Raw genomic sequence first — 15,051 nt, 5'->3', positions numbered from 1 at the left:
CCTCCCTTCCAGCGTTCTATTCCTCCCTAAATCAAGCGTAGCGCCACCAATTAATCCCTTCAAGCACTTGAATTGTGCGCTTTGGCCGATTCATTGCCCCATGTGGCCGATTGTTGTCTCTATGTGGCCGATTCCCCTCTGCATCTGGCCGATTTATCTAGCCACGTGGCCGATTTCCCTCCCAGTCTGGCCGATTCCCCACGCCATGCGGCGGATACCTCCTCCCCCACTTCCCGCGAGCTATCCCTCTCCAATAATCCACATCCCCACACATTTCCTTTCTATTCCCTCCCCCTCACACATACCATCTACAAAGTCGAACTTTCCTCCCCTTACGCCATGTACCCATCAACACCCACCACTAAAAAAGGAGTGACCCTCATTAAAACTTGTCCAGTTTGCAACCACTCGCAACTTGACGGAAACTTTTGTGCGGTATGCGGGAACTCGTTTTCCGCGATTCGCAAACGAACGACCGCTGTAGAAGTATCGACTGCGTCCTCTAATGACTCTCTCGAAAAATTGAAAACAGACGCGAAGAATTTCACCCACTTCCTATTTCAACAACTCAAATCACCCTCTGGCCACTTTCAATCGACTGGCGGTTCATTGCAAAACAGCATTCTCAGCATTCTGCTTTTCGTCCTTCTTACGTCCGCCGCTTTCTATGCAGCATTTCCGGCAAGCCTCATCACTCTGAGTCCATCCTTTTTCCAAGTGGTTCTCTACTTAAGTATTTTCTTCATACTCGTTGTCGCAGTGAATCTTGTCGCAGTCACAAGTACTGCCAAACTATTTTCAATCCAACAATCGTTCTCGGAACTCACTCGAAAACTAGGTGGATTCTATGCCATCCCCATTGCACTTTCCGCTGTAAGTCTGCTGCTCACATTCGTCCATTCCTTTACTCTATCCGCCATTCTTCTATCAATTGCTATTTTCATCGCATTCATCCTGATCCCTTTAATTACAATCTGTAAAATCCTGTTCAATGAACCTGAATCCATCGATAGTTTTTACGGGATCCTCTTTTATATTGCCGTCACTACGGTTGCTTCCATACTTCTTGCTGCGTTCATTGCAGATACTGCCATCGGAGAAATTCTGAGATTGTTCCAATTCTGATGTCCGTCCACCTTAGTTCACCTTCCATCTCTATGCGAATCACACGCCCGTTCGAACTCGTCCGTCATACACTAGAGGGTACCTACAAATTAGGAAGGTGAACCTCATGAAAGATCATCCTGCAAATTGCGACTGCGGTTGCGGTAAAAAGCAACCGAATATCTTATTTCTTATGGTCGATCAAGACCGCTTCCCGCCAGTATACGAAACAAAAGAACTTCAAAAGTGGCGACGTGAACAGCTGCTTGCGCAACAGCTGTTAATGAAAAACGGGATGACGTTTTTGAATCATTACATCGGAAGCACTGCTTGCGCACCAAGTCGAACAACATTATATACCGGACATTATCCGTCCCTGCATGGCGTATCCCAAACGCCGGGTGCCGCGAAAGGTTCGTACGATGCCGACCAGTTCTGGCTGGACCCAAATACAGTCCCGACAGCAGGCGATTACTTTCGGGCTGCGGGGTATGACACGTTTTGGAAAGGCAAATGGCATGCTTCCGAACCGGATATCGTGATTCCCGGCACAAAAAATGCTTTGCCAAGTTACAACACAATTACTGGAGCACCCAATAAGAAGAATGAAAGAATTTATCGAGAAGGAGACCGCTTAGGAGCGTTCGGATTTTCCGATTGGATTGGACCGGATCCGCATGGAACCGACCCGAGAAATTCAGCATCGTCCGCAGGATTCGGAACGAGCGGACGTGATGAAGTGTATGCAGCGGAGACAGTTGAATTGATCGAAGCGTTGGATCATGCAGCAAGGGGCAAAGATAATCACGCGCCATGGTTCATCCAATGCTCATTCGTGAACCCGCATGACATTGCGCTCTATGGCATATTTTCTGCACTCCTTCCCTCTTTTAACTTCGAAGTGGATCCATCACTTCCGCACATCCCTCCTGCTCCGACAACTCACGATTCGCTGTCAACCAAACCATCTGTTCAAGACAGCTACCGACTCACTTACCCAAAAGGATTACAGCCGATCATTAACAACAATTTCTACCGCCAGCTGTATTACAGCTTACAGAAAAAAGTTGACGATGAAATGATGAAAGTACTAAAAGCACTGCAGCAATCAAGCTTTTCAGAGGATACAATCGTTGTTTTCACATCCGACCACGGCGAACAGCTCGGCGCACAAGGCGGGCTATACCAAAAGTGGTATTCGATGTACGAAGAATCCATCCATGTTCCTTTCGTCATACACAGTCCAAAACTCTTCCCCCATGCAAAACAGACAACTTCCCTCACCAGCCATGTCGACATTTTACCAACATTGCTGGGATTGGCCGGGATTGACGCAGCAGAAATCCGACAAAAGCTGGCCATCGATCATATCGAACCCCGGCCGTTCGTCGGAAGGGATTTAACACCGCTGCTGAGAGGAAATCCTACGTTCTTCCGTGCTGATGAACCTTTGTATTTCATGACTGATGACAACGTGTTCAAAGGACTTCATCAAACGAACCTCATTACAGGAAAGCCTTATGAAACCGTCGTCGAACCAAGCTCCATCGAAGCAATCGTCGCTTCACTAAAAACGGGGTGCAATGGCACATCAGAAATCTGGAAGTTCGCCCGCTACTATGACAATCCCCAATTTTGGACAGATCCCGGCGTCAGCGATACGACGTTTGTGGAAGAAGACGGCTGTGTAGTGGAAGTCGTCAAAACCAAACCTGTTCCGGACCAATATGAAATGTACAATCTTGCGCACGACCCGCTTGAAACGAAAAACTTAGCGGATCCCGGATGCTGTTCGCCTGAAACCGAAGCCATTCAACGGACACTCTTGAATATGCTGGAAGGGCAGCATTTACAGAAGAGGTTAACGCCGAAAAAAGGCTGAGATGACGAAGATGCATAGAAGGTTTTATTTATGAAAAAATCCTCTACCTCGATGTATACGAGGCAGAGGATTTTCTATATCTGCAGTCAAATGGATTAACCTTAATGGATAGCTAACTGATTTACTTGAAACTGTCTTCGTAATTCTTCGTATATGTACCAAACCTTTCAATAGGAGGCTGTTCATTGATGAAGATAAAATCCGCGCTAATCGTCCTTTTTTGCCTGCATTGTTTTCACGTGGTGCTCCAACAAACCTGAACCCGCAGCTGAAAAAGTCACCACCGTCGCTCATGAAGACAACCAAAAATCCGGGGATGCCTCCATAAGTGTTCCAGCAGCAACACCCGAAGAACTGGCACAGCTTCCTGCAGGTACATTAACAAAGGTCGCCGAAGCAGGGAACGGGACATATATGGCCGCGGATACATTGGAAGAAATGACCTCCAGCATCGCGAAAGTCTGGCTTCCTTCCGACCTCGATCTCGCTACCTTAGTCTTTCAAAAACCGGTTGGATGGCCAGAAGCTATGGCTTACGAAACCGTTCGCCGCTCAAGCGATAAAATTACATTCGCTATTAACACGGAAAGCGACCGCTTCGCCGGTGCTGCCATTTTACTTGAAGAAGAAGAACTTATCAATGAACAAACTACACAAGATTTGCTTGAGATTATCGAAAATACGCGAAACAGAATATCATGACATGATGAATGAAACGGAAGAGAAAAAACGGTCGATGATCAAAAACGAAGTGGATCGCATCACTGCGTTAATGGATGAGTATAAAGAGCGGATGGAAAACTTGAAGAAAGAACAAGGGAAATGAGGAATCGCCAGACAGCTGATGTTGTCTGGCGATTTTGTATGTTGTAATGTCCAATTTTCGTAGACACTGCAAAGGACTACATGTACAAAAGCCCACAAGCTATTAGATTACATGGGACTCTTAACCACAGCACTTCTTATATTTTTTTCCGCTGCCGCAAGGACAAGGATCATTTCTTCCTATCTTAACTTCGTTTTTTACTGGCGCAAATCCGGATATCGACTTCATGCGACGATTTCGCTTATTTTCATAAGAAGTCTTCCAATCCGTCATTTCCGGGTGTTTTTTACCTTTGATTGTATACAAACTATAAGAAACTAGATCCATGTCTATTTCAGCACTGATTCCACCATCTTCAATATATGTGTCGATTAATGGAAAAGTCTTGTCAGACAATTGATGAGCTAGTGCTTCGAGCACCCAGTCCTTCAAGTAAGGTGGAACGTTGTAATAGTTTTCAAACAAGGCTTTTTCAGCACTCTCAAGTTTCGTTCCAGATAACACAGCAATCGCAAAAATTACGGACTCCTGATTTAACATATATGGAGTCACAGCTTCTACAACCTCATCTGTTTGGAACTGGACGAGCGCTTCTGCCGTTTCTTCAAGTAAGACATCTTCATCCCTGACAAGAAGTTCCGACAAAAACGGGATATACTCTTCTAACTTCAACAACCCGATTGCTCGTACAGCAACGATTTCTTCATAATTGAAATACAAATTCTTTGAACGTCGGTTCAACACATTTTCAATTCTTGCTTTTCCGTATACACCGCGTTTGACTAACTGCTCCATCCTTCTAATAACTCGATTAAACAGTGCATAATTATATGACTGCTCCATCTCCAGTTGCGCGATGCCAGTATCAAAGGCTTCGAACAACTCATCGTCAGAAGCTTCAATAAGAAAATGCGCTTCCTCTAAAACGAGGTGTGGCACACAACCAGCCAGTTCCTTATTCCATTCTACCAACAATTCCGGTTTCAATTTAGTTAATGCACCTGCAACAAGATGAGCACGCTCCGGTTTAACTACTTTTAAAAGAGCAAGTAACAGCCGTACAGTCTCTCCATTCGCTTCCTTCCTGGGAGCATACAGCAAAATGGATGTCCGACTCTTCTCATTTGTGAGGGCTTCTTCCAACAATCGATTTTGCCATTCGATCGGCATAGATGGATAGTCTTTCAACGCATATAAAACGAACTTCTGTACAATTTCTTCATCAGCTACTAGATATGGTTCGATTTCAGATATAAATCGGTTGTTCATAGAAACATCTCCTATACATCGTTAGAATAATCCGCTTCCTTCATTCAACTTCAATCACAAAGACCTGACTAGAGTTATCATAAGTTGAGAGAATTAGAAGTTTGATTTCATTATACGCTTTATCAACTCTTAATCATTTTCATTAGTAGTTTTCCGCTGATGAGTACAAATTATTTCAGCAATCCAACTGTCAAGTTTACTTCATCCTAGAACCCCTTTTAATAGTCATGTTATTCTATTAGTAACAGATATAAATTCGTCTTTCTCACTAGTATTATTCCTAGAAATCACTAGTGAAAACAAGCCAATACAGATAACTGAGAGGAGGATGCTCTGTGAAATCATCAGACCAAAATATAAGCTTATGTGATGACTGCAAAAGACTTCAAAACGAGAATGAGTATTTAAGAAAACTCATTCAGCATCACCTTCCCAGTATTGCACTTAATCCCGAAATAACACATGTAAAGAATGATTCTTCAGCCTTGAAAAAAGTACAGCTATTTCGCGATCTATTCAAAGGACGGACTGACGTTTTCGCTATACGCCGCAACGCAAAAGATGGAAAATCCACCTACTCGCCAGCTACGACTAACGATACTTATATCCCCCTGTCAGATCAGGCTTTTTACGATCACTTAAGCGGGAAACGAACAATCGGTATTTATCCGCTATTGCCAAACAACACGTGCTGGTTTCTCGCTGCAGATTTTGATAAAAACAATTGGCGGGACGATGCCCTGGCATTTGCAGCCAGCTGCAAACACGCACAACTCCCTTTTCATATCGAGCGTTCTCGATCAGGTGATGGCGCACACGTATGGATTTTTTTCTCCGAAGCCATCCCCGCTTCATTAGCACGCCAGCTTGGAAGGATATTAATTGAACAAGCTCAATCTAAGCAGAAAGACAATGCCTTTGTATCATTCGACCGCTTCTTTCCTAGCCAAGACTTTTTGAAAGAAGGAGGTATCGGGAATCTCATTGCACTGCCATTACAACGCCATCCTCGCATGAATGGAAACAGCGTTTTCACAGATAATACCTTTCAACCTTTAACAGACCAATGGGAGTACATGTCCACAATCCCAAAGATAAATAAGACAACTGTTGAGAAGGCAATTCAACGAATCTCTCCATCCATATTTGCTGAAAGTCAACTAACAGTACTCCCTGTCATATGGAAAAACGGCATGCACATACCTTTAGCAAATTTATCAGAGTCCTTACATAATGAACTTAAACAATTAGCCTCTTTCAGTAACCCTGCATTCTATAAAGCTCGAGCCAACCGCTTATCAACGCATAATATCCCAACACAAATCGAATGCTCATTGCAAAACAGCACGCATCTCATACTACCTAGAGGATGCGAACAAGAATTAATAAGATTGACGACGTCTAGAAATATCACTCTCGAATTTGAAGAAAATCGTAATACCGGAAATCCTATAGATGTCGACTTTAAAGGAACGTTAGCTACTCAACAGCAGGATGCAATCCATGCACTGATGTCTAAAGACTCTGGCGTTCTCGCAGCTGCAACTGGTTTCGGGAAAACGGTGACTGCCGCTGCATTAATCGCAGAACGTAAAGTAAATACACTTATCATAGTGAATCGGACACAATTGCTAAAACAATGGATGGAACAGTTAGCCATTTTTCTCGATGTCCCTCGTACCTCTATTGGACAATTCGGGAGTGGGAAAAAGACAACGACTGGAATAATCGATGTCGCAACCATTCAATCGCTAACTACAAAAGGTGCCATTCAATCTGTCGTCACACAATATGGACAAGTGGTCGTCGATGAATGTCACCATCTTTCTGCACTTTCATTCGAACGCGTGATGCAAGCCATTCGTGCGAAACACGTGGTAGGACTAACCGCAACACCTAAACGAAAAGACGGTCTTCATCCCATTATTACGATGCAGTGCGGACCCATTCTCTACCAAACAGATGCAAAATCTCAATCACAAATACGCCCCTACCACCATATTTTAATGGAGCGGCCAACGAATTACCAAACAACAGCCGAAACTATTCAGCAGATATATACAGAACTTGTGGAAGATAACACACGTAACCAGCTTATTTTTGAAGACGTACTTGCGGCACTTGAAGAAGGAAGAACTCCTCTTATACTTACCGAACGCGTCAATCACGTGAATATATTGGGTCAGCTGTTTAAGGGATTCGTTAAAAATGTTATCACTTTGTCAGGTGGTTTGAAGAAGAAAGAGCGTGAGGCAGCTTTGAATAGAATCTCACATCTTCACAACGATGAAGAAGTCCTCATAATCGCGACTGGGAAGTATATTGGAGAAGGATTCGACTTCCCGAGACTCGACACATTACTACTTGTCATGCCTATTTCCGGAAAAGGTATACTCACTCAATACGTTGGGCGACTCCATCGAAACCATAGTGGAAAACATGAAGTGCGGGTCTATGACTATATTGATAGAAAAGTACCTTCACTAGCCACCATGGCAGAAAAGCGTCAGAAAGGTTTTCGGGAGTTAGGGTATAAAACATTAGAAGAAAACCGTGCAGAAGCAGAACAAATGAAACTATTTTGATTAAAAATATCACTAATGACCCCTTCGATTTAGCTAGGGGTCATTAGTGATTTTCTATTTATTTCTACTTTCCTAACACCGTTTCCACATCCTCCACAAGCAAATCATTATCCTCTCCGCTCAAGCCATTATACTTTTTCACAATCTTCCCCTCGGGGTTGATCAAATAAAAGTAATAACTATGCGTGCGCTGGTCTAATGCGCCTGTATCTAACACCGCTTTAAACGTGTTCATGGACAGATCACGAACCGTTTCGAAATCATATCCTGTTAAAAAGGTGAATGAATGCAGATCGGCTCCGTAATCCTTGGCATATTGTCTCAGAATTTCTGGAGTATCCTTCTCGGGATCGATGCCAAATGAGACGATTTGCGGGGACAGGCCGGCTTCTTTCAAATCTTGTTGAACGCTTACCATATTCGCTGTTGTTCGCGGGCATACCGTTGTGCAGTGGGTATAGGAAAAGTAAGCAATCCACCAGTCGCCTTTCAGGTCTTTCAATCCGAATGGCTGGTCATCTTGCGTTGTGTATTTGAAATCCGGTATCGTTTCGGACATATTCGTTTCGATTTTCGGCTTGCATGCGCTAAGAAGTACAAGGGCTGCAAACAGGATCACGGCGGCTTTTATCTTCATAGGCACACATCCTCGCTATCGTATGTATAACGGAAAGGGCGGTTGAACACACCCTTTCCTATTTTATCGTCATTTCATTATTACTTAGCAGCTGCTGTTTCTTTCCCGTCTTGAATCAGCTGTCCGCCGTTTTCCAGCACCTTAATCATGCCTTCAGTTGCACGATACGCTAATGTACCAACCGTCGCAGTAGGGTTAGAGCTGCCTAGATGAGGGAACGATGAAGCTCCGACTACAAATAGATTATCCATATCCCATACTTGTGAATAGTTATTCACAGCAGAAGTTTCCGGATTTTCACCCATGATTACACCGCCGCCTGTGTGGTCAGATAAAGACGTTTTATCAAATTCAGTGTCTTCATTGATGTCAGGAACTGTGATATAGTCCGCGCCCATTTGCTCAAGCAATTCCTTCGATCTTTGGTGCGCGTACTTCACAATATTCCGATCTTGGTCATGGAACTTGCTTGTCACCCGCAGCAATGGATCTCCGAATACATCCCGATACGTCGGGTCTAAGTCCATATAGTTTTCGCGCCAAGGTAGTGCACCGTTCTGCTGTTGTACGTCGATGCGCCGATTCGCATAAAACAGGGATTTCTCTTTGAATTCCGGCCCCCATGAAGGCGTGCCCTCAGGAACGTGGTTATTCGAAATCGGGCGATCTCCGCGTTGAGAAGTTCTTAGACAGAAGCCGTGCAGGAAGTCTAATTTCGTATGATCCAATTGCTCAACATTGAAATCATCCATCGTTACACCCAGTGCACCTGTTCCAGCATACCGGTTAAACTTCTTCTCATCAAAGAAACCGCGTACGCGTGTATGCGTCAAGTTCCGTTGGTGAGCCGTTAAATTCTTACCGATTACACCCGTTCCATCTTTAGGGTTATATGGTTTTCCGATTTCAGATAACAGCATCAAGCGAGTATTCGAGAATACAAATCCGCTGACTACTACTAAATCAGCAGGCTGGATGAATTCCTCACCTGTTTCTGTATCGACATACTTAATCCCTGTCGCTTTACCGTTTTCATGCACTACGCGGACTGCATACGCATTATTGCGGAGTTCATAATTTCCGGTTTTCGAAGCAGTTGCCAGCACGGTAGCGATCGGATCGGCTTTCGCCCCGAAATCACAGCCGAATGCTTCACAGAATGCACAGTAAACACAACCGTTAATCGTTTCCCCGTCCGGATTTGTATACGCTTCTGAAAGGTTTGCAGAAGCAATTCGATATGGATGGTATCCTAGTTCTTTCGCTGCTTTCGTGAATGTACGGATGATTTCCGTTTCTTTTTGCGGCGGTGTCGGGTAGTCGCTTGAACGCTGCCCCGGGCGCAATGGATCTGGCTCACCTGATATGCCGGTTGCTTTCTCGAACTTATCGTAATAAGGTTCCAGCGCGTCATATTTAATTCCCCAGTCTTGCACGGTCATGTCTTTAGGAATCATGTCTTTCCCGTACTTTTCAACCGTTTTACTGAGCATTTCAAAATCGGTCGGAAGCCAGCGATACACCATGCCATTCCAGTGAACACCTGAACCGCCCGTGTCTGTTCCGTTAATCGCGTTCGTATCGTTACTTCGGTTTGGCGATGCCACTTCATCCGTTGTATTACGAATCGTCAACGTTTCTTTGCTTAAGTCCTGGAACATGACCTTGCGGCTGTCATAGCGAAGTTCGTCTTTTGATCCGATAAAGTCTTCACGCACTTGCGCTTTACCTCGTTCCAAACCAACTACTTTGTATCCTTTTTTCGATAATTCCGCTGCTGCAATTCCGCCTGCCCAGCCGGAACCAACGATGACTACATCTGTTTTAGGTAACATCTTTGCCATAGTATTCACTCCTTACTCATTTATTATTTTGGCTGATAATCTGTTAAACTGATTTGATCCATTTTGATAAATTCTTTTTCTTCGATCATATTCGCGTAAGAAGCAATAGAACCTGGATATTCTTTCATTTTCCAGCCTTCCATATCTCGATTTCCGCCATATAATGGGTCGCAATAAGCGCCCTCCAGCGTCAATGTCCGCAGCAATTTAAAGAATGCTTTTGAACTGATTCCTTTTAATTGAACTTTATCTGCTTCAAAGTCTTTCAAAATCTCAGTTTGCTGTTCTTCAGATGCATCATCAAACTTAGCGTCAAAACGCTTCATGCTTTCATCGCTCATCTTGCGCAAACCATTAATTATAATTTCTCCGCGATTCAAGCTGGAATCTGCTGCAGTTCCATTACCATTCGTGAAAGGACCTTGTCGATAATCTTTTACATTGTTACCGTATGGACCTGCAAGCTGCTTATCAATGAAATAAGGAACCCCTAGTCCAATTGCTCCTGGACCGTTTTTATCTTCAGGGAAAATACGCTCAGTTGCCTGCTCCAGGATTGCAAAATCGGCAAAACGAGTAAAGAACATGCGAGCTTCTTCATATCGTTTCTCGGGCTTTTTATCGGCACCCGATGAAGATTTCTTATCGTCTTTTTTACCGAATTGACTTGTGAAAAGTCCTCCGAGCAGCGCTCCTCCTGCTACTCCTCCGACAGCGATCCCTGAATTCTTAACAAAGTTACGGCGACTTGGATCTGCCACTTGTCCATTATTTTCTGGCTTATTCGTGTTTTTATCTGCCATTCGCTTTTCCTCCCTCTAACCGTTTTTATAGTTGTAAAGCTGCTTATCCACAGAAATTTGAATACGCATGCATTCCACTGGTACTTATGTTTTCAAACTGCTATGCAGCACGCAGACCGACTCGTGCATATGTACAAAATTGTTGGACAATGGATAACTTATGAAGTATACTGCTGTTTTTTCTAAATTACAACCGCTCATTTTTGGCAATAACATACACTTTATTATTCTTTATATACTAATAGTTCGATTAACGAACTATTTTTCAGATTCATTGAAGATGATTTGAAGACAAACAAAAAAGGGGGGGTTGTTAGACCATCCCCCTTAAGTGATTGCTATATGTACAGACGAAATCCATCAAAGTTTTTTCAAATACCATGCATCCATCGTATGATGATCAGAACCGTCAATCGGTTCATCCAGCAGCGTAAATCCGAATTTTACATACAACTGATTGGCGACATTCAGTTGAGTGGAAGTTTCCAAATAACAGGCGCTGTAATGCTGTTTCGCGAATTGCAGGGCTGTTTCCATCAAGCCGTTCGATAGTCCCTGACCTTGTGCAGCTGGTGCAATGTACAGTTTTTGCAGCTCGCATATTCCCTGTTCTCTGTTAAAGGGGGCAATTCCAATCCCGCCGACAACAACCCCCTCATCGTTTTCCACAACCCAGTAATTCGCGTTATCTTGACTCTTATAAAAGTCCGCCAAGTGACCGAGCTGAGGGTCATAATAGGCTGTTCCCGGTATATCCAATCCGACAGACTCCAATGAGCGCTTAATAATTTCTTCGATTGCTGCATTATCTTGTACGGTCATTTCCCGAATGTGCATGTGTTCATCCTCCTGAATAAGACTAGTATTTCGTTACAAAATACTCCCTAATTTATAGATTTGAAACTTCCAACTTATTATAATTCTATAATAGTTGGACGTTATAATTTTATTAATTTTTATAGCGGTACCTGGACCTAATACAATTCTGACACCTTTCAGAATACGAGTAAAACAATATGTATCGGAATTCAAGAATCTTCGATAGATCATCATTAACTAAATTACGCGCAAGTACAATTCTTGTTATTCCTTGGAAACAAAATAAAGTTCATCGATCTCGGTTAGTGATGGTAACGATGGCTTTTTTATACTGCAAATATTTTCTTTATCCCCTATGGTCCAGCAATCGATTTCTCCAGGTTCATCGCCATCCCTCTTACGTCATTCGAAAATAATCTGTGAATTTATAACAACTCCTGAAATCCAACTCACTAAAGGAACTATTAATATTTTACAAAAATCAAAGACTTTCGAATCATTCATTCTGGTATTCCGACTTAATTCGACAACCGAAGCATCTAGTATGCTATAGTAGGTCAGTTGATAAATGGGTTACCATAATTCAACAAAAATTTGAGGACTCAGGAGGGATTGAACGTGGAGGAAAATCGACCGCCTCGGACTGCCAAAGAGGCAGCACAACATCAGCAGGACATGAGCCGGAGGAAATTCTTGAAGAATTCAGGAGTTCTTGCAGGAGGACTTGTCGGAGGTTCGCTATTCGGAGGGCTGATCACCAATCGTTTCGATAAGAAAGACGAGAAAAAGGTTGTGAACAAAAAAGAACATGAAGCAATGTCAATGGAAGCTCGTCAGTTCTTCACGCGTGCTCACGATTTCGATGTGCTGTCCGCAGCAACCGAACAGATTTTGCCGGAAGATGAGCATGGTCCAGGTGCCATCAAACTCGGTGTACCTTATTACATAGACAAGCAGCTGGCGGGACGCTGGGGCATTAATGGCCGCGATTACCGTCACAGTCCTTATGCAGTCAAATTGGAAGACAATGATAAAAGTGCTGGTACTGCCGGTGAACAATCGATTTTAGACCGGGGGGATCTGTTCCTGCTTGGACTCCGTTCACTCGATGACGAGAGTCAGAAACGGTTCAGTACAGCATTCGACAGCGCAACAGAGGACCAGCAGATCGAACTGCTGACTGACTTCGAAAACGACAAAGTCGCTATGAGGGGCGTGCAGGCATCCGAGTTTTTCAATCTGCTGCTGCAATCCACATTGGAAGGCGCCTATTCAGATCCGCAGTATGGCGGCAACCGCAACATGGAAGGCTGGAAGATGAAAGAGTTCCCAGGAGCGCAAGCGTCATATGCCGGTTATATCGAGCAGGATGAATTCCAAAAACTTGAACCTGTCAGCTTAAGAGATTACCAAGGACATTAAATCACTACGTGTATAAGGAGGAGTTTCAATGGTCAAGAAATTAGAGAAAGTGGATGCAGTCATCGTCGGGTCAGGATGGACCGGCGGAATCGCAGCTGCCGAACTGACGAAAGCAGGCTATAAGGTCGTCATCCTCGAGCGGGGTCAAGATAAGAAGCACGAAGACTTCGTCGGTACGAAAGACGAATTGCGCTATTCAAAACGCTATGATCTCATGCAAGACTTAAGTAAGACGACGATGACTTCCAGGAATTCCATCAACAAAGAAGCGATTCCTGTCCGTAACAACTCGAACGCCCGTCTCGGAAATCATACAGGAGGCGCCGGAAATCACTGGAACGGTATGGCTTTCCGCTGGCTCCCATATGATTTTGAGATTTACAGCAAAACTGTGGAACGATACGGCAAAGACAAAATCCCGAAAGAATCGACCATGCAGGACTGGGGCATTACATACGATGAGCTTGAGCCCTATTATGATCAATACGAAAAGACCGCTGGCATTTCGGGTGAGGAAAACCCGATCGGTCCTCCGCGCTCTGACAAGTATCCGAATCCTCCGATGAAAGATACGCCGACGATCAAGTTATTCAGCAAAGCGACAAAAGAGCTTGGCTATCATCCATACCGGATCCCGTCAGCCAACATGTCCCAAAACTACGAGAACCCGGACGGCGAGAAGATCAACGGATGCGTCTACTGTGCATTTTGTGAAGAATACGGCTGTGACTTCGGTGCAAAAGCCGATCCGATCGGCACCGTACTTTCGACTGCTTCTAAGACAGGCAATCTTGAAATCCGCAACAGTGCCAACGTTAACCGTGTGAGCCATGATGGTAAAAAAGCGACGGGCCTCGTATATACGGACATCACTACTGGCCAAGAATTCGAACAGCCTGCCGATATCGTAGTGCTTGCCGGTTTCGTTTTCACAAATACACAGCTGCTGCTTACGTCAAAAATCGGACAGCCGTACAATCCAAAGACCGGCCAAGGAATCATCGGCAAGAACTTCACCGGACACTTCAATAACTTATCAACTTATATCGGCGCACGCGGATTTTTCGAAGAGAAGAAATTCAACAATTTCATGGGTACTGGAGGTCTCGGAGCATCGATCGATGACTTCAGCGGAGACAACGAAGACCATACAAATCTCGACTATTTGCACGGCTACGAAGTGCATTACAGCCAGCTCGGCACTCGCCCAATTGCGCATAACGAGGTCCCTGAAGGCACACCGAGATGGGGCAAGGAGTTCAAGAAACAATCTTTGAAATACTTCAACCGAAACTTGTTCATCACCGCTCAAAGCGGCTTTTTGCCAAACAAAGAAACGTACATGGATCTGGATCCTACCTATAAGGATGCACTCGGCAATCCGCTTCTGCGCGTAACTGTGACCTACTCACAGCAAGACCGCAACCGGGCGAAAGCCGGCGTTGCCCGCTGCGAAGAAATCATGAAACAAATGGGTGCCGATTCGATGAACGTCACTGAGGTAAAAGACGATATCGAATTCGACCATAAGTTCTACACCGACCACTTCTTCGGCGGTGCAATCATGGGGGCAGACCCGGCAACATCCGCAGTCAACACCTATTCCCAAATGTGGGACATGGACAACCTATTCGTCGTCGGCGGATCATCCTTCCCGCACAACAGTAACTACAATCCGACCGTCACAATCGGCGCTTTCGCCTACCGGGCTGCTGAAGGCATGCTCACTTATTTAAAAGAAGGCGGCAATGTAGCAGAGAAGTTGCTTGAGAAGAATGCTTGATTGAAATGAGTAAAAAGGCCGCGTTTCGGCTCATCCTTGAGGAAATAAGGAATCTTAAATGACTTACTCCGGACAAA

General features: G+C 44.3%; 12 protein-coding genes. 7 read left to right on the top strand and 5 right to left on the bottom strand.

Annotation, left to right across the window (positions count from 1 at the left end; genetic code table 11):
• Positions 1 to 372: 372 nt before the first annotated feature.
• From PGH26_RS02290 to PGH26_RS02275, 4 genes are all read left to right on the top strand, one after another.
• Positions 373 to 1,125 (top strand): hypothetical protein, encoded by a 753-nt coding sequence (locus PGH26_RS02290; protein WP_323692419.1) that lies wholly within the window; start codon positions 373 to 375, stop codon positions 1,123 to 1,125.
• 106 nt (positions 1,126 to 1,231) lie between these two features.
• A complete protein-coding gene (locus tag PGH26_RS02285; protein WP_323692418.1) occupies positions 1,232 to 2,986 on the top strand; it encodes a sulfatase family protein in 1,755 nt (584 codons plus the stop codon).
• A gap of 414 nt (positions 2,987 to 3,400) precedes the next feature.
• Complete coding sequence (locus PGH26_RS02280) at positions 3,401 to 3,688, top strand: hypothetical protein (protein ID WP_323692417.1); 288 nt, start codon at positions 3,401 to 3,403, stop codon at positions 3,686 to 3,688.
• 1 nt (position 3,689) lies between these two features.
• Positions 3,690 to 3,812 carry a hypothetical protein gene (locus PGH26_RS02275; RefSeq protein WP_323692416.1) on the top strand — a complete coding sequence of 41 codons (123 nt, stop codon included), beginning with the start codon at positions 3,690 to 3,692 and terminating at the stop codon, positions 3,810 to 3,812.
• 120 nt (positions 3,813 to 3,932) lie between these two features.
• On the opposite strand, the gene PGH26_RS02270 is transcribed toward PGH26_RS02275, so the two are convergent.
• Entirely contained in the window at positions 3,933 to 5,081 is a 1,149-nt protein-coding gene (locus PGH26_RS02270) for an SEC-C metal-binding domain-containing protein (RefSeq protein WP_323692415.1), read from the bottom strand.
• 335 nt (positions 5,082 to 5,416) lie between these two features.
• Between PGH26_RS02270 and PGH26_RS02265 the strand changes: the two genes are divergently transcribed.
• Positions 5,417 to 7,666 (top strand): TOTE conflict system archaeo-eukaryotic primase domain-containing protein, encoded by a 2,250-nt coding sequence (locus PGH26_RS02265; RefSeq protein WP_323692414.1) that lies wholly within the window; start codon positions 5,417 to 5,419, stop codon positions 7,664 to 7,666.
• 64 nt (positions 7,667 to 7,730) lie between these two features.
• Here PGH26_RS02265 and PGH26_RS02260 read toward each other — a convergent pair whose 3' ends face one another.
• From PGH26_RS02260 to PGH26_RS02245, 4 genes are all read right to left on the bottom strand, one after another.
• Positions 7,731 to 8,303 carry an SCO family protein gene (locus PGH26_RS02260; RefSeq protein ID WP_323692413.1) on the bottom strand — a complete coding sequence of 191 codons (573 nt, stop codon included), beginning with the start codon at positions 8,301 to 8,303 and terminating at the stop codon, positions 7,731 to 7,733.
• An 80-nt stretch (positions 8,304 to 8,383) separates the two neighbouring features.
• Positions 8,384 to 10,147 carry a GMC family oxidoreductase gene (locus PGH26_RS02255; protein ID WP_323692412.1) on the bottom strand — a complete coding sequence of 588 codons (1,764 nt, stop codon included), beginning with the start codon at positions 10,145 to 10,147 and terminating at the stop codon, positions 8,384 to 8,386.
• 23 nt (positions 10,148 to 10,170) lie between these two features.
• Entirely contained in the window at positions 10,171 to 10,950 is a 780-nt protein-coding gene (locus PGH26_RS02250; protein ID WP_323692411.1) for a gluconate 2-dehydrogenase subunit 3 family protein, read from the bottom strand.
• A 360-nt stretch (positions 10,951 to 11,310) separates the two neighbouring features.
• Entirely contained in the window at positions 11,311 to 11,787 is a 477-nt protein-coding gene (locus PGH26_RS02245; RefSeq protein WP_323692410.1) for a GNAT family N-acetyltransferase, read from the bottom strand.
• Between the two features lie 600 nt (positions 11,788 to 12,387).
• Here PGH26_RS02245 and PGH26_RS02240 point away from each other — a divergent pair.
• Both PGH26_RS02240 and PGH26_RS02235 read left to right on the top strand, forming a co-directional pair.
• Positions 12,388 to 13,191, top strand: a complete 804-nt coding sequence (locus PGH26_RS02240) for a gluconate 2-dehydrogenase subunit 3 family protein (protein WP_323692409.1) — start codon at positions 12,388 to 12,390, stop codon at positions 13,189 to 13,191.
• A gap of 28 nt (positions 13,192 to 13,219) precedes the next feature.
• Entirely contained in the window at positions 13,220 to 14,974 is a 1,755-nt protein-coding gene (locus tag PGH26_RS02235; protein ID WP_323692408.1) for a GMC family oxidoreductase, read from the top strand.
• Positions 14,975 to 15,051: the final 77 nt, after the last annotated feature.

Source organism: Sporosarcina jeotgali (assembly GCF_033304595.1).
GTDB classification, from domain to species: Bacteria; Bacillota; Bacilli; order Bacillales_A; family Planococcaceae; genus Sporosarcina; species Sporosarcina jeotgali.
The sequence above is the reverse complement of the archived record's forward strand: the minus strand, read 5'-3'. Positions and strand labels throughout refer to the sequence as shown.

Coding starts and splice junctions, on each gene's coding strand:
- PGH26_RS02285 (WP_323692418.1), top strand. CDS start 1,232: ATGAAAGATCATCCTGCAAATTGCGACTGCGGTTGCGGTAAAAAGCAA.
- PGH26_RS02280 (WP_323692417.1), top strand. CDS start 3,401: ATGGCCGCGGATACATTGGAAGAAATGACCTCCAGCATCGCGAAAGTC.
- PGH26_RS02275 (WP_323692416.1), top strand. CDS start 3,690: ATGATGAATGAAACGGAAGAGAAAAAACGGTCGATGATCAAAAACGAA.
- PGH26_RS02270 (WP_323692415.1), bottom strand. CDS start 5,081: ATGAACAACCGATTTATATCTGAAATCGAACCATATCTAGTAGCTGAT.
- PGH26_RS02260 (WP_323692413.1), bottom strand. CDS start 8,303: ATGAAGATAAAAGCCGCCGTGATCCTGTTTGCAGCCCTTGTACTTCTT.
- PGH26_RS02255 (WP_323692412.1), bottom strand. CDS start 10,147: ATGGCAAAGATGTTACCTAAAACAGATGTAGTCATCGTTGGTTCCGGC.
- PGH26_RS02250 (WP_323692411.1), bottom strand. CDS start 10,950: ATGGCAGATAAAAACACGAATAAGCCAGAAAATAATGGACAAGTGGCA.
- PGH26_RS02245 (WP_323692410.1), bottom strand. CDS start 11,787: ATGCACATTCGGGAAATGACCGTACAAGATAATGCAGCAATCGAAGAA.
- PGH26_RS02235 (WP_323692408.1), top strand. CDS start 13,220: ATGGTCAAGAAATTAGAGAAAGTGGATGCAGTCATCGTCGGGTCAGGA.